Source organism: Rhodococcus sp. 7Tela_A2, from assembly GCF_049311045.1.
Classification (GTDB): Bacteria; Actinomycetota; Actinomycetes; order Mycobacteriales; family Mycobacteriaceae; genus Rhodococcus.
In genome coordinates this window covers 1-22601 of record NZ_JAXION010000071.1, presented here as the reverse complement: position 1 = coordinate 22601, position 22601 = coordinate 1, and the positions used below count along the sequence as shown (strand labels likewise).

Below are 22601 nucleotides of genomic sequence, written 5' to 3'. Positions count from 1 at the left end.
CTCCCGGTCCCCGCCCCACTTCTCCACCGCGAGGTCCACGGCTGCACGCCACTCGGCCCGATCGGGTTCGGGGAGAGCGAGTGCCTCCGCGGACGACGCGAGCCGGGCAAGGTGCAGTTCCATCGCGCAGGCCCGCCCACCACGGACGAGCAGCGTCTCGAACACCCCGTCGCCGCGCAGCACTCCGATGTCATCGGCGTGCACCAGAGGAGCGTCGAGGTCCCGCACCTCGCCGTCCAGCGTCATCAGCACCCGATCAGCCATGCTTCCAGCCTAGCGAGTGGCGAACACGCGGCCACTTCCCCATAGACTGTTGTCGTGACCGAGATTCCGATCGTGTCCGAGAGCCGTCTCCTCACCGTTCCCGACGCAGTCGCGTCACCCCCTGGCACCCCCGACGAGGGCTTGGCCTGGCATTACGGTGACCCCCTCGGCGAACAACGCGCCGCGACCACCGGCGCGGCGATCGTCGACCGCTCCACGCGGTACGTCATCGCCATCTCCGGCGACGAACGCCTGTCGTGGTTGCACACCATCACGAGCCAGCACGTCGCCGCGCTGCCCCCGGGTACGTCCGCCGAGAACCTCAGCCTCGACGTGAACGGCCGGGTCGAACACCACTTCGTGCAGACCGACCTCGACGGTGTCACGTGGATCGACACCGAACCGAGCCGCGGACCGGACCTTCTCGGATTCCTGACCAAGATGGTGTTCTGGTCGAAGGCCGAACCGCGGGACGGCAACGACATGGCCGTCCTGTCCCTCCTGGGGCCCGAGGCGGGCAGCCCGGGCATCCTCGGCGTCCTCGGTCTCGAGGCCCTGCCGGCGGAGCCCTACGCGGCAGTCGCACTCCCGGGCGGCGGGTTCGTCAGACGGATGCCCTGGCCCACCGACGATTCCTACGACCTGTTGATTCCCCGTGACCGGCTCGTCGAGACGTTCACCGCCCTCGTGTCCGCCGGCGCACGCCCCGCGGGTACGTGGGCTTACGACGCGCTGCGCGTGGTCGCCCTGCGGCCCCGCATCGGCATCGACACCGACGACCGCACCATCCCGCACGAGGTGCGGTGGATCGGTGGGCCCGGCGAGCACGGGGCCGTGCACCTCGACAAGGGTTGTTACCGGGGTCAAGAGACCGTGGCGCGCGTCCACAACCTCGGCAAGCCGCCACGGCACCTGGTCCTCCTGCACCTCGACGGCTCCGCGGACGGACGGCCCGAGACCGGCGACGCCGTCACGGCCGGCGGCAGGACGGTCGGGCGGATCGGCACCATCGTGGACCATTTCGAACTCGGTCCCGTCGCGCTGGCGCTCGTCAAACGCACCATCACCCCGGACACGCCGCTCGTCGCCGGTCCGTGTGCCGCGTCGATCGATCCGGACTCGATACCGCAGGACGACACCGTGCAGGCCGGAAGGCAGGCCGTCGAGCGGTTGCGCGGCCGGTGACCGCCGGCCGGGTCGAGGCGGTGTGCGTCGTGCACGCGCTCCGCGACACCGGACTGCGGCGCGTCCCGGTGACCGCCATCGACAAACGACCCGTCGACGGTGAGGTCCACGTCGGCGAGTCCGGTCTCGCCGGCGATCGCCAGTGCGACACCGCCAACCACGGCGGCCGCTACAAAGCGGTCTACGCGTACGGGGACGACGAGGCTCGCCGCTGGGCGACCGAACTCGGCCGCGACCTTCCCGTCGGGTGGTTCGGCGAAAATCTCCGGGTGAGCGGCATGTCGCCGACCGACGCCGTCATCGGGGAACGCTGGCGGGTCGGAGACGGCGGCCTGCTGCTCGAGATCACCGGACCGCGCACGCCGTGCCGAACGTTCGGGAACTGGTCGGAGGAACCGCGCTGGGGCGCGCGCTTCACCGCGCGTGCGGACACCGGTGCGTACCTGAAGGTGGTCACGGAAGGATCCGTCCGGGCGGGCGACACGATCACCGTCGAGGACGTCCCCGGTCACGGCGTCACCGTGCGGGACCTGTTCACCGGCCGCGACCCGGAACGGCTCGCCGTGATGCTCGACCAGCAAGACGATCTCGCGCCGACAGTGGCGGAGAAGGCACGCCGGCGGATCGCCGGCCGGAAGGCGGAACAGCAGTGAGCGTCGAACTGGTCGAGGTGGTGCGGTCGGGCTTCCGCGAGTGCGTCCACCGCGGATCGCTGATCGTGCTCGACCCGCAGGGTGAGGTGGTGGTCTCCCTCGGCGAGGTGCACACCCCGATCTACCCCCGTTCGTCGAACAAGCCCCTCCAGGCCGTCGCGATGCTGCGGTCGGGTTTCGTGCCGCGCAGTTCTGCCGAACTCGCGATCGCCACAGCGTCACACGAGGGCGAAACCGAGCATGTCGATCTGGTCGAGAAACTTCTCACCGCCCACGGCTTCGGCGAGCAGGATCTGCAGTGCCCCGAGGATCTGCCGGGCAACGAACTGGCCCGGGCCGAGGTGCTCGCGGCGGGTCGGGCACCCCGCGCCGCGTACATGAACTGCTCCGGCAAGCACGCCGCGATGCTGGCCGTGTGCGCTGCCCGGGGCTGGGACACCGGTACCTATCTCGACCCGCACCATCCGCTGCAGGAGAGCGTCGTCGCGACCATCGCGGATCTCACCGGAGACATCGAGGACGCGGATCTCGGCATCGACGGTTGCGGCCTGCCGATCGTGCCGGTACCGCTGATCAATCTGGCGCGTGCGTACGCGCGTCTTGCCACCGCCGAGTCCGGCACACCCGAACGCGCGGTCGCCGACGCGATCCGCGAACACCCCTTCCTCATCTCGGGCACCGGCAAGGACGATCTGAGTCTGATGCGTGCCGTCCCGGGTCTGCTGTGCAAAGCCGGCGCGGACGGGGTCCACGCCGGGGCGCTCCCGGACGGAACCTCCTTCGCCTTCAAGATCGACGACGGCCACGAACGCGCCCGGCTACCGCTTTCCTCGGCCCTGCTCCACCGGCTCGGCGTCGGTGACGCGGAGGTCCTCGCGACGCTCGCCTCCCAGCCGGTTTCGGGCGGCGGGGTACGCGTCGGCACCGTTCGGGCCGTCCCGGGGGTGTTCTGAAGGGCACATTCCACGACGCGAGATCTTCATTGCCGCTGGTCGGGTCCGTTTGAGACGTAAAGGACACCGGCCCGGACAGGTGCGTGGGAGCGGAACCGACTTTTCCACGCTAAAGTGGGCCACAGGAAAATACTCAACTCACCGGGGCCGCCAAATTTCCCCAGGCCGCCCCGTCAAAGCGCGAGGGGGTTAGTCATGGGCCGCGGCCGGGCTAAGGCAAAGCAGACCAAGGTTGCACGGCAACTCAAGTACAGCTCGCCGTCCACCGACTTCGAGAACCTCCAACGAGAGTTGTCTGGCGGTGTAACCAACTCGCAGCGTGACGAGGTCTTCGCAGACCAGCGTTCCGGTTGGGACGACGATTACGACGACGATTTTCGTCGTTGACTCACCTTTCTCTCTGACGGAGGGGGCAGCCGAGAATTCGGCACCCCCTCCGTCAGTGGTGTAGTCGGCTTTTTACCGAGTGGGCCCAGCGGTGGTAACGCCGCGACGGTCCACCTTTCGGCGTAGCTACCCTCCTGCACCGCTCTTCGTTCGGCAGGCGGGAACACACAGTCGGCCACCAGCTTTCACACGACACAGGTCCGGCCCCCCACCCATCGGGTGAGGGACCGGACCTGTGTGGTGAAGGCTCAGAAGCGCGGGTGGTCGCCCGCCAGGATCGCCCGATCGTCGGAACCGTCCTGCGCCCGGCGGACCGTACCGAGGGTCCAGCAATCGATGTGGCGGGCGGTGAGCACCGCGAGGGCGCGATCGACGTCCTCCGGAGCCACGATCGCCACCATGCCGACGCCCATGTTGAACGTCTTCTCCATCTCGGCGCGCTCGACACGGCCGCGCTGGGCGATGAGACCGAACACCGGCGCCGGGCTCCACGTGGTGCGATCGAGTTCTGCGACAAGACCCTTCGGCATCACGCGCGCGAGGTTCGCGGCGAGACCGCCACCGGTGACGTGGCAGAAGGTACGCACCTCGGTCTCGGCAGCGAGCGCGAGGCAGTCCTTGGCGTAGATGCGGGTCGGCTCTAGCAGTTCCTCACCGAGGGTGCGGCCGAACTCGTCGACGTGCGCGGTCAGGCTCATCTTGCCGATCTCGAGCAGCACCTTGCGAGCGAGCGAGTATCCGTTCGAGTGCAGGCCCGACGCGCCCATGGCGATCACGACGTCGCCGGGACGGACCCGCTCGGGGCCGAGCAGTTTGTCGGCCTCCACGACGCCCACGCCGGTCGCGGAGATGTCGTAGTCGCCGTCGGCCATCACGCCGGGGTGTTCCGCCGTCTCGCCACCGAGCAGTGCGCAACCCGCCTGGACGCAACCCTCGGCGATGCCGGCGACGATCTCGGCGACCCGCTCGGGAACGACGCGGCCCACGGCGATGTAGTCCTGCAGGAACAACGGTTCGGCGCCGCACACCACGAGGTCGTCGACGACCATCGCGACGAGGTCGAGGCCGACGGTGTCGTGCTTGTCCATCGCCTGCGCGACCGCGAGCTTGGTCCCCACGCCGTCGGTGGACGCCGCGAGCAGCGGTTCCTTGTAGTCGCGCTTGAGCGCGAAGAGGCCCGCGAACCCACCCAGACCGCCGAGCACCTCCGGGCGGGTGGCCTTCTTCGCGTGCGGCGCGAACAGTTCGATGGCACGGTCACCGGCCTCGATGTCCACGCCCGCTGCGGCGTAGGAAGCTCCGGGGGTTGTCTCCTCGGTCATGAGTTGTCGGCTCCAGCCTCGAGTTGTGTTCGATCTACTGATAAAGGGTGGCCGGTATCCGTCACGGGGCATGCAGGACGCACGCCGAACAGTGCCGACCGCGGGACTTACGGTACCCGACCAGGTTCTACGGCCGACTCAGAACGTCTGCGTTGGCGTTCTCGAGGACCGTCGGGGTCGGGGAATCCGTGTCGACGACGCCGTCGAGCGAGTCCTTGACGACCGCATGCCCGTTGGGAAGCGGGATGGGGTAATGGCCGTCGAAACACGCAGCGCACAACCGGGTTGCGGGCTGCTCGGTAGCGCCGATCATCCCGTCGATCGAGATGTAGCCGAGCGAGTCGGCTCCGATCGAGCGTCGCACCATCTCGACCATCAGGTCGTAATCGTGCTCGTCGTCGTTGTCGCGATCGCGGGTACCGGCACCGTTCGCGATGAGTTCGGCCGGCGACGCGAAGTCGATCCCGTAGAAGCACGGCCACTTCACCGGCGGCGACGCGATCCGGACGTGAATCTCGAGGGCTCCCGCCTCGCGAAGCATGCGGATGAGGGCGCGCTGGGTGTTGCCCCGCACGATCGAATCGTCGACGACGACGAGCCGCTTGCCGCGGATGACCTCACGCAGCGGGTTGAGCTTGAGCCGGATCCCGAGCTGGCGGATCGTCTGGCTCGGCTGGATGAAGGTGCGGCCCACGTAGGCGTTCTTCATCAGGCCCTGGCCGTACGGCAGGCCCGATCCCTGCGCGTACCCGACTGCGGCGGGCGTACCCGATTCGGGAACCGGGATGACGAGGTCACCGTCGACCGGGTGCTCCTTGGCCAGCCGACGGCCGATCTCGACGCGCGTCGCGTGGACGGACCGGCCGGCGATGGTGGAGTCCGGGCGGGCGAGGTACACGTATTCGAACACGCAGCCCTTGGGCTCGGGAGCGGCGAACCGCGACGAGCGCACGCCGTTCGCATCGATCGCGAGAAGCTCACCGGGCTCGATGTCGCGGACGAACGATGCGCCCACGATGTCGAGGGCCGCTGTCTCGCTCGCGACCACCCAGCCACGATCGAGGCGACCCAGGCACAGCGGCCGGATGCCCCACGGATCGCGCGCCGCGTAGAGGGTGTGTTCATCCATGAAGGTCAGGCAGAAGGCGCCCTGGAGGGTCGGCAGCAGCTGCATGGCCGCTTCTTCGATGGTGCTGTCCCGTGCACCGTGCGCCAGCAGTGCCCCGACGGTGTCGGAGTCCGAGTTCGCTGCGCCGGGACGCTTCGGGTCGAGCACGCCGAGCCGGCGGCCGCGTTCGGCCAGAGCCGCGGTGTTCACGAGGTTGCCGTTGTGACCGAGGGCGACCCCGGAACCGGACGCGGTGGTCCGGAAGATGGGCTGCGCGTTCTCCCACGTCGTCGAACCCGTGGTCGAGTAGCGGCAGTGGCCGATCGCGATGTGGCCGGGCATCGCGGCGAGCGTCTGCTCGTCGAAGACCTGGCTGACAAGACCGAGGTCCTTGAACACGAGGACCTGCGAGCCGTCGGCGACGGCGATGCCCGCTGCCTCCTGGCCACGGTGTTGTAGAGCATAGAGGCCGTAATAAGTGAGCTTGGCCACGTCTTCGCCAGGAGCCCACACTCCGAAGACGCCGCACTCCTCGCGCGGTTCGTTCTCGGGTTCGTCGGAGGCGAGAAGATTACGTGTGTGAACCGACAGATCGGCACTGGTCACGGAGGTGCTCCCTGAGGCTGGACAAGGGCGGGGCGGTTTCATTCTACGGGCCACGGGCCGGGACTCCGACCGTCGTCCCCGCTTGGGCGGTGCGGACCGCGCAATTCGGGCATCACAAGCGGAGCAGCGGAAGCCAGTGCGCGATCTCGCCGGCCCGGCTTCCCGAGGCGTCGATCGACCCTACGGCGACCGCCTCGTCGAACGTGAGCCGGCCCACCGCCAGACGTAACCAGGTGAGTGCGTCGGTCTCGACGACGTTGGGAGGCGTCCCTCGCGTGTGCCGGGGGCCTTCGACGCATTGCACCGCGACGAACGGCGGCACCCGCACCTCGACGCTGGAGCCGGGTGCGATCTGTTCGAGGGTTCGTGCGCTGAGCCGCACCGCGGCCGCCAGATCGGCGCGGGCCGGCCTGTCGTCGCTGCGTCCCGAGACCCACGGCTCGACGCGGTCGAGTGCGGCTCTCAGCTCGGCGGGATCGACAGTTCTACGTGGTGCCATGTTCCCGAAGCCTAATCCCGGCGCACGTGTGTGCCTTTCGCTGCCCGGACTGTAGCGATCCGGACTGCGACAGCCCCGCCCACATTGACGGCCAGATGCGCGAGCGCAGGAGCCAGGATGCTGCCGCTGCGTACACGCAACCACGCGAACACCAGACCCGACAGCGCGGTGACGAGCACCGTGCCGGCAACGCTGTCGCCTTCGATCCTGGCCGGGCGGATGTGCCAGAGGCCGAAGACGAGGGCCTGTGGGACAGGACCGACCAGGGCCGTCAAGGCGCTGCGGAACAGCAACTCCTCCGCGACCACCGTGCCGACCGGTATGTGCAGCCCGATCCACTCGTAGAAGTCCGGACGGTATGCGCGACCCTCGTCGACGAAGTGCGCGCGCAGTCCGGGCACCGTCACCGCGACGACGTACCCCGCCGCGACCGCCGTCGCCGCGCCACCACCCCACCGCACACCGTCCCGGGTGCGGGCGGGATCGAATCCGAGAGCGGATACAGACACTCCGGACGCACGAGTCGCCAGGACCGCGCTCACTCCTGCGGCGGCGGCGAGCAACCCTCGACCCCGAGGGCCCGACCGGACTGCGGGCAGGGCCGCACCGAGCGCGAGCGTCGCGGCGGACGCGACCCCCCCTCGCCACGACCCGGGCGTCACTTCTCCGGCCCCTGCACGCCCCGCAACTGCTCGAGTGCGGTGCGCGCCCGTTCGGTGTCGTCGGCGGTCCATCCGTCGGGTCGCGCAATCGCCAGCCAGCCGTCGAGCACCGCAGTGCCGTAATTGTGGCCGTGCCCGTCCGGCACCCCGGCCGCATTCGTCAGATCGGCGGACACCTGCCAGAACGTCACGAACGGGAACCACCGCATCTGCGGCAGACGGTCGTGCCCCGGTGGTTCCGCGAGCCAGTCGGGTCGGCTGAATATCAGGTCGGGAGACCACCACACCACCGGATCGGAGGTGTGCTGGATGTAGAGCACGCGCGGCGCCAGCCACGCCGCGTCGGGTTCGGGAACGGAGTCGCTTCCGCCGGCGAATCGCACGACGAGTCCGTCCGCGTACACCGGCAACACCTCCGGTGTGCCGGGATCTCGTCGCTCGACGATCTGCCGCCACAATCGGTTCGAGTTCGGCGGACCGACCCACAGGACCCCGTCGACACTCGAGCGGATCTCGCCGATGCTGTCGAACGCTCCCTCCCCGGACTGGGTGCCGAGGCTCTCGCCGTAGATGTACAGCTTCGGGCGGGTGTCCTCCGGCAGCTGCGTCCAGCGCTCTCGTACTCGGTCGATGAGCATCTCCCCTGCCGCGGCGGCCTTCTCGCGGTCGGCGAGGAACGAGATCCAGCTCGGTAGGTACGAGTACTGCCACGCCACCATCGCGAGGTCGCCGTTGTGGACGAGTTCCATCGCCTGCGCAGCTGTCGGATTGACCCACCCGGTACCGGTGGTCGGAATCAACGCGAGCACCGACCGGTCGAACGCGCCGGTTCGTTCGAGTTCGGCGACAACGAGATCCGCACGCTCTTCGGGGGTGTCGGCGGAGTCGAGCCCGACGTACACCCGGATCGGGTCCTGCGCGGGGACGCCGCTGATGGCGCTCAGCTCGCCGGCGTCGAGGCCGCGCGAGACGAAATCTCTGCCCTGGAACCCGAGCGATTCCCAGGGTGCATGCGAATCGGGGCTGCCCGACTTCGTGGGCTCGGCCGGCTGGAGAGTTCCCTCACGGGTCGTATCGTCGTGCAGACTGAACGCTTGATTGGTGAAAAAGTATGCGCCGCGCAGCAATACTCCGTCGATGAGCATGAACGTGGCGAGCACGACGACGAGCACACCGAGCGTCCGGGCCAGCCCGAGCGGTACGCGGGCACGGCGGATCAGTTGCCCGGCTACCCAGCGGCCGATGTCGTGCAGGGCGCGCCAGAGTCCGATCAGACCGGCGGAGACTCCGAGGCTGAGCAGGATGGTGCGCAGATATCCGCTGGTGGTGGTCCGTTCCGACCCCATGAGCGCGGCGAGCTGACGCTGGTCGTCGGCGGCGAGAACGAGTGCGACGAGAGCCGCGACGACTCCCGCGACCGGTATCGCGACCTTGAACGCCCGGACCACGGGCAGCGGCGGCGGCCACCACCGCCTGCCGGACAGCAGGAAACGGTGGACGGCCCACCCGACCGCGCACCCGACGCCGTAGCCGATGGCGGCGTTGATGCCGCCGACGATGCCCTGGAACAACCAGTCCCGGGGCAGCAGCGACGGCGTCAACGACCAGCAGAAGAACAGTGAAGCGAAGGCGATGCCGGTGAAGTCCAGGCTCAACCGTCCCCACACCCGCGCGGGCAGAGGATAGCGGTCACCGAAGTCGCTGACCACCGCGACGATTCGGCCCCGTCGGGCCGCGATCGCCACCAGGCGATCGACCTGGCTCGCCGGCACGGCTACCCGAACAGAGCCGGGAGGGTGCCTTCCCACACCTCGCGAAGTTCGTCCATCGGAATCGAGAACTGATCTTGGACCTCGATGGAGTCGGAGCCCTCGTCGACGACACCGATACGCACCCACGGCATGTTGCGCGCGGTGCACATCCCGGTGAACCGGGATTCCTCCGTGCGAGGCACTGCGACGAGCACCCGTCCGGCGGATTCGGAGAACAGCGTGACGAACGGGTCTGCGCCCTCGGGCAGCAGGATCCGGCAACCGGTCTCTCCTGCGAGCGCCGCCTCGACGACGGCCTGCGCGAGACCGCCCTCGGACAGGTCGTGGGCAGCCGAGATCAGTCCGTCACGCGAACCGGCGAGCAGGATCTCCGACAGCAACCGCTCCCGTTCGAGATCGACCTTCGGGGGCACGCCGCCGAGATGGTCGTGCTCGACCTGCGCCCAGATGGACCCGTCGAACTCGTCGCGGGTCTCCCCCAGCAGGATCAGCGTCTCCCCGGGTTCGAGACCGAGCCCGGTGGGAATGCGGCGATGCACGTCGTCGATCACGCCGAGCACAGCCACGACCGGCGTGGGCAGGATGGGCGTCGAGCCCGTCTGGTTGTAGAAGCTGACGTTGCCGCCGGTGACGGGGATTCCGAGTTGCGCGCAGCCGTCGGCGAGACCGCGCACGGCCTGCTGGAACTGCCACATCACGGCGGGGTCCTCCGGCGAACCGAAGTTGAGGCAGTTCGACACGGCCTTCGGGGTCGCACCGGTGGTGGCGACGTTGCGGTATGCCTCGGCGAGTGCGAGTTGCGCGCCCGTGTACGGATCGAGCTGGGTGTAGCGGCCCGACGCGTCGGTGGCCAGCGCGATGCCGCGGCCGGTCTCCTCGTCGATCCGGATGACACCGGCGTCGGCGTTCTCGGCGAGCACGGTGTTGCCACGCACGTAGCGGTCGTACTGCTCGGTGATCCACTTGCGGCTGCACAGCGCGGGTGATGCGAGCATCTTGCGCAGCGTGGCCTCGAGTTCGGCGGCCGTCTCCGGACGCTTCAGCCCGGCGGTGGTGTTCGCCACCAGCGCGTCCTGGCTTTCGGGGCGCTGCACGGGACGCTCGTAGACCGGGCCCTCGTGGGCGACGGTGCGCGGGGGCACGTCGACCACGGTTTCACCGTGCCAGTCGATGACGAGGCGATCTCCGTCGGTGACCTCGCCGATCACGGTTGCGAGCACGTCCCACTTCTTGCAGACCGCCATGAAGGCGTCGACGTTCTCGGGAGCGACCACCGCACACATGCGTTCCTGCGACTCGGACGAGAGCACCTCGGCCGGGGTCATGCCGGTCGCGCGCATCGGGACGCGCTCGAGGGAGATGTGCATTCCCCCGTCACCGGCCGCGGCGAGTTCGGATGTCGCGCAGGACAGTCCGGCACCGCCGAGATCCTGGATGCCGACGACGAGCTTCTCCCGGTACAGGTCGAGGCAGCACTCGATGAGCACCTTCTCGGTGAACGGGTCGCCGACCTGCACGCTCGGCAGCTTCTTGGGCCGGCCGCCCGCGCTGTCGTCGAAGGTCTCGGACGCGAGAACGGAGACGCCGCCGATGCCGTCGAGGCCGGTGCGGGCTCCGAACAGAATGATCTTGTTGCCGGTTCCGGACGCGAACGCCAGGTGGAGGTCTTCGACGCGCATCGCGCCCGCGCAGAGCGCGTTGACGAGCGGGTTGCCCTGGTACGAGGCGTCGAACACGGTTTCGCCGCCGACATTGGGCAGACCCAGCGAATTGCCGTATCCGCCGACACCGCGCACGACACCGTCGACGACGCGCCGGGTGTCGGGGTGGCTGGGATCGCCGAAGCGGAGCTGGTCCATGACCGCGATCGGCCGGGCTCCCATCGCCATGATGTCGCGGACGATGCCGCCGACACCGGTCGCGGCGCCCTGATAGGGCTCGACGTAGGACGGGTGGTTGTGGGATTCGACCTTGAAGGTGACGGCCCAGCCGTCGCCGATGTCGACGACGCCGGCGTTCTCGCCGATGCCCGCGAGCATCGAGGCACGCATCTCGTCGGTGGTGGTCTCGCCGAAGTACTTCAGGTGCACCTTGGACGATTTGTACGAGCAGTGCTCGGACCACATGATCGAGTACATGGCGAGTTCGGCGTCCGTGGGGCGGCGCCCCAGGATTTCCTTGATGCGCGCGTACTCGTCGTCCTTGAGTCCCAGCTCCCGGAAGGGCTGAGCGACATCAGGAGATTCGGCGGCGTGGGTGACGGTATCCACGTGCGGTGACACTGGGCGTCGGGTCCCTTCACTCTGGGATCGAAAACAGCAGGCCGGGCGGGCACTGCCGGGAGCCAGTCTATCGGGGCGAGGGCTCGGCAGGCGTCACCGGTGCGGGGGCAAGGCCGGGAAGCTCGAGGGTGACGTCATGACCCACCGCTTTCAGGACGGTCGTGCCGGTGTGCTCGCCGTCGTACCGGTACCAGCCGTCTTCGAGGGTGAACACCGCGACCACCGGCGGTCCGTCGAGATCGATGATCCAGTACTGCGGCACGCCTGCCTCAGCGTATTCGGAGAACTTGGTGACCCGGTCGGTGCGGGCGGTGCCCGGCACGGTGATCTCCGCCACGAGCCGCACCTCGGTGATCGGAGCGCGATCGGGGTCGGCGTCGACGAGCGTCCGGTCCACGACGATCACATCGGGCACCCGCACCGTCAGCGGGTTCTCCGACACCAGCACCTCGACGCCGCCGAGCACGCACAGGTCGTCGGGCAACTGGCGGTCCAGTTGCATCGCAAGGACCATCTCGGCGTGATCGTGTGCGGCGCCCGGTGCCGGTGCGACGACGAGAACGCCCTCGCACACCTCGACGTGATGGTTCTCGTGGTCCGGGAGCGCAACCCACTCGTCGAGGGTCAGCAGGTGATCGGGATAGGACGGGCTGCTCACGCCAACACTCCCGTTCATTGCGGGCCGGACAGGACCACCTCAGTCTGTCACCGGAGTGCGCAGCGGTCTCGGGAACCGCCGGTCTCGGAGATCCGGCTCAGATCGCGGGCGTCAGGAACGCAGCGAGAGCATCGGCGTAGCTCGCGACGTCGGCGGCTCCCATGAGTTCGCGGGCCGAGTGCATCGCGAGCTGGGGCGCCCCCACATCGACGGTGGTCAGTCCCGTGCGCGATGCTGTGATCGGACCGATCGTCGAGCCACACGGCAGATCGGCCCGGTGCACGTATCGCTGCAACGGCACGCCGGCCTGCTCACAGGCGAGCGCGAACGCTGCCGCTCCGGCGGCGTCGGTGGCGTAGCGGAGGTTCTGGTTGACCTTGAGCACCGGGCCGCCGCCGACCAGGATCCGGTGGGCGGGTTCATGACGCTCCGCGTAGTTGGGGTGGGTCGCGTGGGCCATGTCCCCCGACGCGACGACCGACCCCGCCAGCGCCCGGAGGTAATCCTCGCGGCCGCCGCCGCGCACCAGCGCGATGCGTTCGAGGACGGTGGTGAGCAGGTCGGAGAACGCACCCCTGTCGGACATACTGCCGACCTCTTCGTGGTCGAACAGGGCGAGCAGCGGCACCGGGCCGCCGTGAGTCGCCACGTGATCGGCGGCGTGCAGCATCGCCTGCAGCCCGGTGTAGCAGGTGACCTGGTTGTCCAGTCGCGGTGCGCTGACCAGTTCACCGTCGGCGCCGACCAGGGAACTCGGCGCCAGATCGTGGGTCATCAGTTCCCATCCGAGCACGTCCCGGGCGTCGACCCCGGCCTGCCCGGCGACATACGCCAGGAACGAGCGGGGTTCGCTGCCGATGCCCCACACGCCGTTGAGATGCCGCTGCGGGTCCAGTTGCACGCCTTTGCGGTCTTCGGACAGATGGATCGCCAGCTGCGGAACACGCAGTACGGGAAGGTCGACGCGCACGAGCACGTCGGTGGAACCGGATCCCGAGCGCACCGTCAGCCGCCCGGACACACCGAGGTCGCGGTCGAGCCAGGAATTGAGCCAGGCTCCGCCGTACGGCTCGAGTCCGACGAGCCGCCACCCGGCGGACGCGAGGTCGGGATGCTGTTTCACCCGCAGGTTGGGGCTGTCGGTATGCCCGCCGACGATGCGGAAGGGCCGCGCCGGATCGGTGTCGTCGCCTTCGGTGCTCCACGCGACGAGCGATCCGCCGCGGACCAGGAAGTACCGTCCCGGCTCACTCGGCCAGCGCTGCGACTCGTCGAGTTCGGTGAAGCCCGCGTCGTTCAGCGCGGCCGCGACGGTCGCGCACACGTGGAACGGCGACGGCGACATGTCGACGAAGTTGCACAGTCCCGGGGCATCCGCTTGCGTCATCGAAGGCATGTCTGCATCCTCGCACTTCCGGGTCCTCCGACCGGATACCCCTGACGCGAGAGACCCCGCCGGGAGCTCGGATGACGGCGTCGAAGCCGCTTTGGGGAAAATCGGCGACGAGTTGTCAGGACAAACCGGGGCGAGCCGGGCACACTGGTGGTCGGTGCCTCCATCGAACGAAACGGGGGCGCCGGCCCGGGACCCGATCGGGGGGTTGAGCTCCGGGTTTCACGGACGAGAGATCTCGCAGCCGATCGGGACGGCGCGCGAGATCCCTCGTTCCGTATGTCGTCAGCCTGTGCGGTGCAGGCAGAACAACCACTGCTCCGCGAGCACGGAGACAAGCCGTTCGAAATTCTCGTCGTGCCCCTGCACCAGCGCGAAGTGGAAGTTGCGGTCGGTCGACATCAGCATGGACGTCACGTGGAGGCGTGCCCGCAACCGGGCGTCGTCGTCCGACTGCCGCCCCAGCAGGTTGTCCATACCCGACGCGACACGGCGCAACATGGCGAACCACTCGTCGGACACGAGAGGCTCGTGGGAGAGCGCCTGCTCCATGCTCGCGAACTCGGCCCGGTGCGCCCGCCAGAACAGCGCGTGCTCGTTCAGCCAGTCCGTGACGTCGCCGAGCGACGGGTCCTCGAACGCGTCGAGGCGCCGGTAGTCGTCCCGGATCGGCTGTTCGAGCGCCGACATGTGCCACTGCACGATCTCCGCCTTGGACCGGAAGTGCAGGTAGAACGTCGCGCGGGACACCCCCGCGGCCTTGGCGATCGCCTCGGCCGTGGTGGAGGTGTATCCCGATTCGACGAACAGTGCCCGCGCCGATTCGATGAGTGCTTCACGCGTCGCGCGTTTCTGCTCGACCCGCGTCATCTTCGGCACGACCGCCGTTCTCGGTGCCACTCGCCCTCCCGCCTCTCGTCGCACGAAACCCTACCGGTCCCGCCGCCGGAATCCGATCGAGTTTTCGCACGGTCAGGCGTCGAGCACCAGCCTCGAGCACCCCTTCTCCGCGCGCGAGACACACATCATCATCGTCTCGTTCCGCTCCTGCTCACCGGGGGTGAGGATCGAATCCCGATGGTCGGCGCGTCCCGCGAGAATCCGGACCTCGCAGGTGCCACACGTCCCTTCCTTGCACGACGACAACGCCTCGATACCGTTCTCCTCCGCCACGTCCAGCACCGTTTTCCCGGCGGGCACCGTGGCGGTGATCCCGGATCGGGCGAAGTCGACGTCGAACGCCACGTCCGGTTCGGTGCGCACGATCTTCTTCGCGGCGAAGCGTTCCGTCACCAGCGACCCGACCGGCCAGTGCGCGCTCGCGGCTTCGATCGCCTGCAGGAGCGGTTCGGGACCGCAGCAGTAGATCAGCGTGTCCTCGGTGGGCTCGGCGAGCAACGTACGCAGATCCAGCAGACCGGTCTCGTCCTGCGGGCACACGGTGATCTTGTCGCCGAACCGCTCGAGTTCGGAGAGGAAGGCCATCGACGCGCGAGTGCGGCCGCCGTAGAGCAGTTCCCAGCGGGCACCGTCGGCCTCGGCCTGCGCGATCATCGGCAGGATCGGGGTGATGCCGATCCCCCCGGCCACGAAGACGTACCGCGCAGCCGGGCGGAGACGGAAGTTGTTGCGGGGGAAGCCGACCGTGACGGTCGCGCCGTCCCGCAACCGGTCGTGTACGTACTGCGATCCACCGCGCGAATCCGGTTCGCGGAGCACACCGATCCGCCAGCGTGTGCTGTCCTGCGGAGACGACGACAGCGAATACTGCCGCAGCAGGGCGTCGTCGCCGTCGCCGAGCCGAACTTCGATGTGCGCGCCCGGCTTCCACGTGGGCAGCGCGCCGCCGTCGGGGTGGCCGAGGGTCAGCGACACCACCCCGTCGGATTCGTCGCGGCGCTCGAGCACCGTGAGTTCCATGTGCCGGGCGGTCTTGGTTTTCGCTCGCTCGATGTCGGCGACATCCCAGGTCACCGGCAGGGTCCGGCGCACCGGAAGCAGCGCGATCGGCAGGAAGTCGAGGGGAACCTCCGCCGCGGGACGCAACGACGGGAGCCGTTCGAAGAGCACCTGCAGTGCCGTCGCGCCCTGAACCCGGGCGAGTGCCTGGCCGAGGCAGGTGTGCCGGCCCTGGGTGAACGCGAGGTGGTTCTCGGGTTCGGGGCGGTGGATGTCGAACTCGAACGGGTGCGGGCACCGCGCCGGGTCGGTGTTGGCGCTGGCCCGCGCCAGCCACACCATGTCGCCCTTCCGGATGTGCGCGCCGCCCAGTTCGATGTCCTGCTGCGCCTGGCGCGCAGCGAACGGTGACGACGGCCTGCGTCGCACGGTCTCCTCGAACACTCGCTGCCAGAGTGCGGGATCCTCGATCGCCTCGGCGAGGGTTTCCGGGTTCCGCGCGAGGAACAGCACCGCGTTCGAGACCGCCTGGGTGGTCGAATCGACGCCGGCCATCGCGAATTCGGTGAGATGCACAGCGATCTGGGCCGCCGACAGCATCCGGTTGCCGTCTTTGTCGTTCACGATCGCCATATCGGAGATCAGATCGGTGCCGGGGTTCTCACGACGCTCGTCGATGATGCGGCGCAGCACGAGGGTGGCATCGATGTAGCGCTGCCACACCTGCGTCCGCATCGGCTCGGCCATCGGTTCGGCAGCCGACGCGAGGATCATCGCGAAGTCGTCCCGAAGCTGGCGCATCATCGCGTCGTGCTCGTACCCGAGACCCATGTGCGCCATGATCGTCTGCGTGGTGAGTTCGAGCGCGTAGTCCGTCACGAGGTTGCCGGAGCCGCGTGCCTCGAAGCCGTCGACGACGCGGTGCGCGCGTGCCTCGATCTCGGGCTGCAGCGCCTCCATGCGTTCTTTGGTGAACCCGCGCTGCGCGACGAACCGGTGGTCGGTGTGGCTCGGCGGATCGGAGCCCACCAGCATCTGTGTGATGAGGTCCGGCGGCACGATCGCCCGGAACTGTTCGGGGACGTCGATGGTGCCGCTGTTGCCGCCGGAGGTGAACCGCTGCCAGTCGGCGAGCACGGTCTCGACGTCTTCGCGGCGGTTGACGATCCACGCGTTGAGGTACGGATAGAAGAACACGGGCGTCTCGTCCCGGAACTTCGCGAAATGTGCTGCGGGGTCGGTGAAGTAGTCGTCGCTCAGTGCGTCGAAACCGTGCGCGACAGGGCACCGGGAAGCGGAGGGAGCTTCAGGCGTGAGGGTCATGTCAGGTCTTCCCGGAGGAGTCAGCGGGCGGCCGCGGCGGCCATGGTGGAGAGCTTCTGGAATCGGGCGACGTTGTCGCCTTCGTCCATGCAGCCGGCCGACAGGAATACGAACGTCATGTCGAGTTCGGGGTCGACCCAGAACAGGGACGACCCGGCACCGTAGTTGCCGAAGGTGCGGGGGGAGGTGAAGGGTCCGAAGAACGATGCGTGGGGTCCCGTGCCGGACAAGGAGAATCCGAGCCCGAAGTTGCCGGGCGGGGTTTCCCATCCGCGACTCGCGGCGATGCCCGCATACAGGTCGTTGGGCATGTCGCCGGTCTGCAGGGTCGTGGCCTGGTCGACGACCACGGGAGCGACGAGGTGCTGTCCGTTCACTTCGCCCTTGCGGCGGAACATCTCGGCGAAGGCGAAGATGTCCTCCGCGGTACTGACGGCACCGACCCACGGGATCTCCGCGGCCTCGGTGATGGTGTCGTTGAGGTTTTCGATGTCGGCCGGCGACAGCCAGCCGTTGTCGGGTACGTATGCCTTGAGCGGCACCGCGTCCGCGCGCCAGGCTGCGGGCATGCCGAACGCCGTCCGCGTCATCCCGAGCGGCTCGAAGACGAGATCGCGCGCGAGGTCCCGGAAGTGGTCGTAACCGTATGCGCGACGGACCATTTCACCCATGAGGGCGTGGTTGATCGACGGCGCGTAGTTGAGGGTGGTCCCGGGTTCGTTGACGACGTCCACGGAGCACAGCGCGTCGATCACGTCGGCGAGTACCCCGAAGCGGTCCGGTCCGAGGCCGGGGTTCGGGGTGGCGGGCATTCCCGAGCGGTGTGTGAGGAGGTGGTGGAGGTTGATGCGGTCCTTGCGCACCGAGCGGAAGACGTCGGTGCCGAAGAACTCGGGGATGATGTCGACGACGCGCGTCGACAGCGCGAGCTTGCCTTCGCCGAGTGCGCGGTACGCGAGCGTGTTGGTGAACGCCTTCGACATCGACAGGATGCGGAAGACGTTGTCCGGCCGCAGCGCGGTCTCGGTGGCGCGTTCGGCGTAGCCGAGGGTTTCGTTCAGGGCGATGTCGCCGTGACGCGCGACGATGATGTTGACGCCGTCGTAGTCGCCGTGGTCGATGTCACGGCGGATCTCGTCGGTGAGCCGGGTGAGTGCGGTGGGGTCCAGAGCGGGCATGGTGTCGGTCCTGTTTCTCTCGGTGCGGCGGGGATCAGCGGTGGGTTACATGACCAATCCGCCGGACGGCGAGAACGTCTGCCCGGTGTAGTAGGAGCCCTCGGCACCCGCCAGGAACAGCACGGTCTTGGCGATCTCCTCGGGGGTGGCGGGCCGCTTGATGGGCTGCATCGAGATGAGGAAGTCGGAGAACTCCTCGTCGCTCTGGCGGAACAGCGGCGTGTCGACGGCCCCGGGCGCAAGGGAGTTGACGCGGATGTTGAAGGGAGCCAGTTCGGTGGCAGCCTCCCGGGTCAGGCCGAGCACACCGGCTTTGGACGCCGGGTAGTACGCGGGCATCGCCACCGACATCAGCGCGGCGGCCGAGGAGAAGTTGATGATCGCGCCGCCGCCTGCCTTCTTGAGCAGCGGCACAGCGGAACGCATCGTGTAGAAGGGGCCGTACAGGTTGATCTTCAGGACGCGGTCGAAGTCCTCGTCGGTGATGGTTTCGTAGAACTCCGGGTTGTGCTGCCGGCCTTCCTTCATCGCCTCGAAGCCCTTGTAGTTCTCGGCGTTGAGGGCGTCGAGCGCAGCCTTGTTGGGCGCGTTGACGCCAGCCGCGTTGACGAGCACGTCGAGTCGGCCGTGCTCACGCTCGACGGTGGCGAAGGCTTCGCGCACGGCGGCACTGTCGGCGATGTCGAGGGGAACGGCGTGGGCTCCCGGGAGCGCCGCGAAGTCGCGAGCGAGGTTGTCGGCGGAGATGTCCGCGCCGTAGACGACGGCGCCCTGGTCGGCGAATGCCTGCGCGGTGGCAAGACCCATGCCTGACGCGGCACCGGTGATGAAAACGACCTTGTCCTGGAACTGCATACGAATCTCCTCGGGAATGTGCGGTAGCTGGCTCACTCGGCCTCCGCCACCGGTGATGCAGAGCATGACATTTTGGGTAGACGTATGTCTAGTGAAACTTTTCCACCGCAGGTGAGGATGGGTATTTCGGCGTTAAAACGACCGCAAAGAATGGACGGACCAACGAAAAACCCCCGCCGTCCATCGGACGGCGGGGGTTTCGGTGCGTCAGGAGATCAGGCGTTGACCACCGCGTCGAGCGCGCTGTAGAAGATGCCGAGCCCGTCGTCGCTGGGGCCGGTGAGCGCCTCGGTGGCGTGCTCGGGGTGCGGCATCAGGCCGACGATCCGGCCGTTCGCCGACGCGATGCCCGCGATGCCACGCTGGGATCCGTTCGGGTTCTCGCCCACGTAGCGGAACACGACACGGCCTTCGCCCTCGAGTTCGTCGAGCACTTCCTGCGAGGCCTGGTAACGGCCCTCGCCGGACTTGAGCGGTACCAGGATCTCGGCACCCTGCTCGTAGCGCGACGTCCACGCGGTTGAGTTCGATTCGACCTTCAGCCACTGGTCGCGGCACACGAAGTGCAGACCTGCGTTGCGGGTCAGCGCGCCGGGCAGCAAGCCCGCTTCCGCGAGCACCTGAAAGCCGTTGCAGATGCCGAGCACCGGCATTCCGCCGCGCGCCGCCTCGACGACCTTGGTCATCACCGGAGCGAACCGCGCAATGGCGCCGCACCGCAGGTAGTCGCCGTACGAGAACCCACCGGGCACGACGACCGCGTCGACACCCTTGAGGTCGGCGTCACCGTGCCACAGGCTCACGGCCTCGCCGCCGGCAAGCTTCACCGCCCGGGCTGCGTCGATATCGTCGAGCGTGCCGGGGAACGTGATGACCCCGATGCGTGCGCTCATGCGTCACCGTCGATCCGGCGAACCGCCCAGTCCTCGATCACGGTGTTGGCGAGGAGCGCTTCGGCGATCTTCTCCACCTGGGCGTCGTCGACGCTGCCGTCGACCTCGAGTTCGAATCGCTTTCCCTGGCGGACGTCGGTCACGCCCGCGAAGCCCAGCCGCGACAACGCCCCGGCAATGGCCTGACCCTGAGGGTCGAGAATCTCGGCCTTGGGCATGACTTCGACGACGACACGCGCCACGTGCTGCTCCTCGGTAGTAGTGCTGGCGCCCGGGAACGGACACCGGACCCATCGAAGTTTACCGGCTCAGGCCGCTCGAGCCGGAACCGGCCGCTGCCCCGCCGGCCACCGCCCCCAGGGAGTAGCGGACACATACCCCCTAGGGGTATAAAGGAGGAACGACATCGAAGGAGTATCCACATGACGACCGCCGACACGACGCGTGACGTCGAACTCACCATCGGTGGGATGACCTGCGCCTCCTGCGCCGCGCGCGTCGAGAAGAAGCTCAACCGGATGGACGGCGTCACCGCGTCGGTCAACTATGCGACCGAGAAGGCGAAGGTCAGCTACAGCGGCGACATCACGCCCGAAGACCTCGTCGCGACCGTCGAAGCCACCGGTTACACCGCAGCACTGCCCGCACCCCCGCAGACGCAGCATGCTGCCGGCGAGGACAGCGGACCCGACGAAGCCGCGCAATGGAAACAGCGCCTGACGGTGTCGGCCCTGCTCACCGTCCCCGTGGTCGCGCTGTCGATGATCCCGGCCCTGCAGTTCGACAACTGGCAGTGGCTGTGCCTGACCCTCGCGTCACCGGTCGTCGTGTGGGGCGCCCTGCCCTTCCACCGCGCGGCCTGGACCAACCTGCGCCACGGTGCCGCGACGATGGACACCCTCATCTCCGTCGGTGTCACCGCTGCATACCTGTGGTCGCTGTGGGCGCTGTTCTTCACCCACGCCGGTATGCCCGGCATGAAGATGACCTTCGAGTTGTTCGCCTCGGGCGGCGGCGAGGAGCACATCTACCTGGAGGTCGCCGCGGCCGTCACCACCTTCATCACCGCGGGTCGCTGGTTCGAGGCCCGGGCGAAGCGCCGCTCCGGCGCCGCCCTGCGGGCGCTGCTCGACATGGGAGCCAAAGACGTCGCGGTGCTGCGTGGCGGCACCGAAACCCGCATCCCGGTCGACCAGCTCGCCGTCGGCGATGTGTTCGTGGTGCGTCCCGGCGAGAAGATCGCGACGGACGGCGTCGTCGAATCGGGTTCGTCGGCCGTCGACGAGTCGATGCTGACCGGTGAGTCGATGCCCGTGGAGGTCGCGCCCGGCGACGCCGTGGTCGGTGCGACCGTCAACGCCGGCGGTCGCCTCACCGTCCGGGCGACCCGCGTCGGCTCCGACACCCAACTCGCCCAGATGGCGCGCCTCGTCGAGGACGCACAGAACGGGAAGGCGGAGGTCCAGCGCCTCGCCGACCGGATTTCCGCGGTGTTCGTCCCGATCGTGATCGGGCTGTCGCTGCTCACCCTCGCCGCGTGGCTGCTGTTCACCGACGATCCCGTCTCGGCTGCCTTCACGTCGGCGGTCGCGGTGCTGATCATCGCGTGCCCGTGCGCGCTGGGTCTCGCGACTCCCACAGCGCTGCTCGTCGGCACAGGCCGCGGAGCGCAACTCGGCATCCTCATCAAGGGCCCGCAGATCCTCGAATCCACGCGCCGCGTCGACACCGTCGTACTCGACAAGACCGGAACCGTCACCACGGGCGAGATGACCGTCGCCTCCGTTCATGTGGCGCCGGACGAATCCGCCGGCGAAGTACTGCATCTCGCGGGGTCGCTCGAACACGCATCCGAGCATCCGATCGCGCGGGCGATCGCCGACCACGCCGCACAGACGCGTCCGCTGTCCGGTGTGGAGAGTTTCGAAAACCACGGCGGACGCGGGGTTTCCGGTGTGGTCGACGGACGTGCCGTGCTCGCCGGGCGGCTGTCCTGGCTGCGCGACGAATGGTCGCTCACACCGGCACCCGACCTCCGACGAGAAGCCGAGGTGGCCGAATCCGAAGGCCGGACGCCGATCTGGGTGGCCTGGGACGGTGCAGTCCGTGCGGTCGTCGTGGTGTCCGACACGGTCAAGGACGGTTCCCGTGCCGCCGTGTCCGAACTCCGTGACCTGGGTCTTCGCCCCGTGCTGCTCACGGGTGACAACCGCGGCGCGGCCGAGGCGGTCGCGAAGCAGGTCGGCATCGACGAGGTCATCGCGGAAGTGATGCCCGCCGACAAGGTGCAGGTGATCGAGCGTCTGCAGGCCGAGGGGAGGGTCGTCGCAATGGTCGGCGACGGCGTCAACGACGCGGCAGCGCTGGCCCAGGCCGACCTCGGGCTGGCGATGGGCACGGGAACGGACGTCGCCATCGAGGCGTCGGATCTGACCCTGGTCCGAGGCGATCTACGGGCCGCCCCCGACGCCATCCGCCTCGCGCGGGCAACGCTGCGCACCATCAAGGGCAATTTGTTCTGGGCGTTCGCCTACAACGTCGCGGCGCTGCCGCTCGCCGCGCTGGGGCTGCTCAACCCGCTGATCGCGGGCGCGGCAATGGCATTCAGCTCGGTGTTCGTGGTCAGCAACAGTCTGCGCCTGCGCAGGTTCGCGCCCCGCTGACCCCGGGCGATAGCGATGGTGTGGGAGATCTTCCGATCTCGCACAC

At 68.4% G+C, this 22601-nt stretch carries 20 protein-coding genes; 5 read left to right on the top strand and 15 right to left on the bottom strand.

Translation table 11 applies throughout. The annotated features are described in order from the left end of the window. Positions 1–264: aminotransferase class IV (locus TVH25_RS14145; protein ID WP_422424524.1), on the bottom strand; the 264-nt coding region annotated here is incomplete at its 3' end. Between the two features lie 54 nt (positions 265–318). On the opposite strand from TVH25_RS14145, the gene TVH25_RS14140 reads away from it, so the two are divergent. The 4 genes from TVH25_RS14140 to TVH25_RS14125 all read left to right on the top strand — a co-directional run bounded on the left by TVH25_RS14140 (position 319) and on the right by TVH25_RS14125 (position 3442). Then, entirely contained in the window at positions 319–1449 is a 1131-nt protein-coding gene (locus TVH25_RS14140; protein ID WP_422424522.1) for a YgfZ/GcvT domain-containing protein, read from the top strand. Further along, positions 1446–2102, top strand: a complete 657-nt coding sequence (locus TVH25_RS14135; protein ID WP_169621285.1) for an MOSC domain-containing protein — start codon at positions 1446–1448, stop codon at positions 2100–2102. Before TVH25_RS14140 ends, TVH25_RS14135 begins: the two co-directional genes overlap by 4 nt. Next, on the top strand, positions 2099–3055 hold the full coding sequence (locus tag TVH25_RS14130; protein WP_378527954.1) for an asparaginase: 957 nt from the start codon (positions 2099–2101) through the stop codon (positions 3053–3055). Before TVH25_RS14135 ends, TVH25_RS14130 begins: the two co-directional genes overlap by 4 nt. A gap of 195 nt (positions 3056–3250) precedes the next feature. Beyond that, positions 3251–3442, top strand: a complete 192-nt coding sequence (locus tag TVH25_RS14125; RefSeq protein ID WP_072701946.1) for a DUF3073 domain-containing protein — start codon at positions 3251–3253, stop codon at positions 3440–3442. A 248-nt stretch (positions 3443–3690) separates the two neighbouring features. Here TVH25_RS14125 and purM read toward each other — a convergent pair whose 3' ends face one another. From purM to purS, 14 genes are all read right to left on the bottom strand, one after another. Further along, a complete protein-coding gene (gene purM, locus TVH25_RS14120; protein ID WP_296551457.1) occupies positions 3691–4764 on the bottom strand; it encodes a phosphoribosylformylglycinamidine cyclo-ligase in 1074 nt (357 codons plus the stop codon). A gap of 127 nt (positions 4765–4891) precedes the next feature. After that, positions 4892–6478, bottom strand: a complete 1587-nt coding sequence (gene purF, locus TVH25_RS14115) for an amidophosphoribosyltransferase (protein WP_169621288.1) — start codon at positions 6476–6478, stop codon at positions 4892–4894. 112 nt (positions 6479–6590) lie between these two features. After that, entirely contained in the window at positions 6591–6977 is a 387-nt protein-coding gene (locus TVH25_RS14110; RefSeq protein ID WP_169621289.1) for a sterol carrier family protein, read from the bottom strand. A gap of 11 nt (positions 6978–6988) precedes the next feature. Then, on the bottom strand, positions 6989–7639 hold the full coding sequence (locus TVH25_RS14105; protein ID WP_422424519.1) for a CPBP family intramembrane glutamic endopeptidase: 651 nt from the start codon (positions 7637–7639) through the stop codon (positions 6989–6991). Further along, a complete protein-coding gene (locus TVH25_RS14100) occupies positions 7636–9357 on the bottom strand; it encodes an alpha/beta hydrolase (protein WP_422424526.1) in 1722 nt (573 codons plus the stop codon). Before TVH25_RS14100 ends, TVH25_RS14105 begins: the two co-directional genes overlap by 4 nt. Positions 9358–9413: 56 nt before the next feature. Further along, positions 9414–11693, bottom strand: a complete 2280-nt coding sequence (gene purL, locus TVH25_RS14095) for a phosphoribosylformylglycinamidine synthase subunit PurL (RefSeq protein ID WP_378527958.1) — start codon at positions 11691–11693, stop codon at positions 9414–9416. A 67-nt stretch (positions 11694–11760) separates the two neighbouring features. Continuing rightward, positions 11761–12351, bottom strand: coding sequence for a Uma2 family endonuclease (locus TVH25_RS14090; protein ID WP_169621293.1), 591 nt, complete (start codon positions 12349–12351; stop codon positions 11761–11763). A 97-nt stretch (positions 12352–12448) separates the two neighbouring features. Then, the gene (locus TVH25_RS14085) at positions 12449–13747 is read right to left on the bottom strand and encodes a M18 family aminopeptidase (protein ID WP_422424516.1); all 1299 of its coding nucleotides are present in this window, start codon (positions 13745–13747) and stop codon (positions 12449–12451) included. A 282-nt stretch (positions 13748–14029) separates the two neighbouring features. After that, entirely contained in the window at positions 14030–14644 is a 615-nt protein-coding gene (locus tag TVH25_RS14080; protein ID WP_206036968.1) for a TetR/AcrR family transcriptional regulator, read from the bottom strand. A 72-nt stretch (positions 14645–14716) separates the two neighbouring features. Beyond that, complete coding sequence (locus tag TVH25_RS14075; RefSeq protein WP_422424514.1) at positions 14717–16966, bottom strand: cytochrome P450; 2250 nt, start codon at positions 16964–16966, stop codon at positions 14717–14719. Between the two features lie 20 nt (positions 16967–16986). Then, positions 16987–18144: a serine hydrolase domain-containing protein gene (locus TVH25_RS14070; protein WP_422424512.1), complete on the bottom strand. Its 1158-nt coding sequence runs from the start codon at positions 18142–18144 to the stop codon at positions 16987–16989. Positions 18145–18189: 45 nt separating this feature from the next. Then, positions 18190–19035, bottom strand: coding sequence for an SDR family NAD(P)-dependent oxidoreductase (locus TVH25_RS14065; protein WP_296551446.1), 846 nt, complete (start codon positions 19033–19035; stop codon positions 18190–18192). 179 nt (positions 19036–19214) lie between these two features. Further along, positions 19215–19892 carry a phosphoribosylformylglycinamidine synthase subunit PurQ gene (purQ, locus tag TVH25_RS14060; protein ID WP_169621297.1) on the bottom strand — a complete coding sequence of 226 codons (678 nt, stop codon included), beginning with the start codon at positions 19890–19892 and terminating at the stop codon, positions 19215–19217. Further along, positions 19889–20134 (bottom strand): phosphoribosylformylglycinamidine synthase subunit PurS, encoded by a 246-nt coding sequence (gene purS / locus TVH25_RS14055; protein WP_072701971.1) that lies wholly within the window; start codon positions 20132–20134, stop codon positions 19889–19891. Before purS ends, purQ begins: the two co-directional genes overlap by 4 nt. A 180-nt stretch (positions 20135–20314) precedes the next feature. On the opposite strand from purS, the gene TVH25_RS14050 reads away from it, so the two are divergent. Next, positions 20315–22555, top strand: coding sequence for a heavy metal translocating P-type ATPase (locus tag TVH25_RS14050; RefSeq protein WP_422424511.1), 2241 nt, complete (start codon positions 20315–20317; stop codon positions 22553–22555). Positions 22556–22601: the final 46 nt, after the last annotated feature.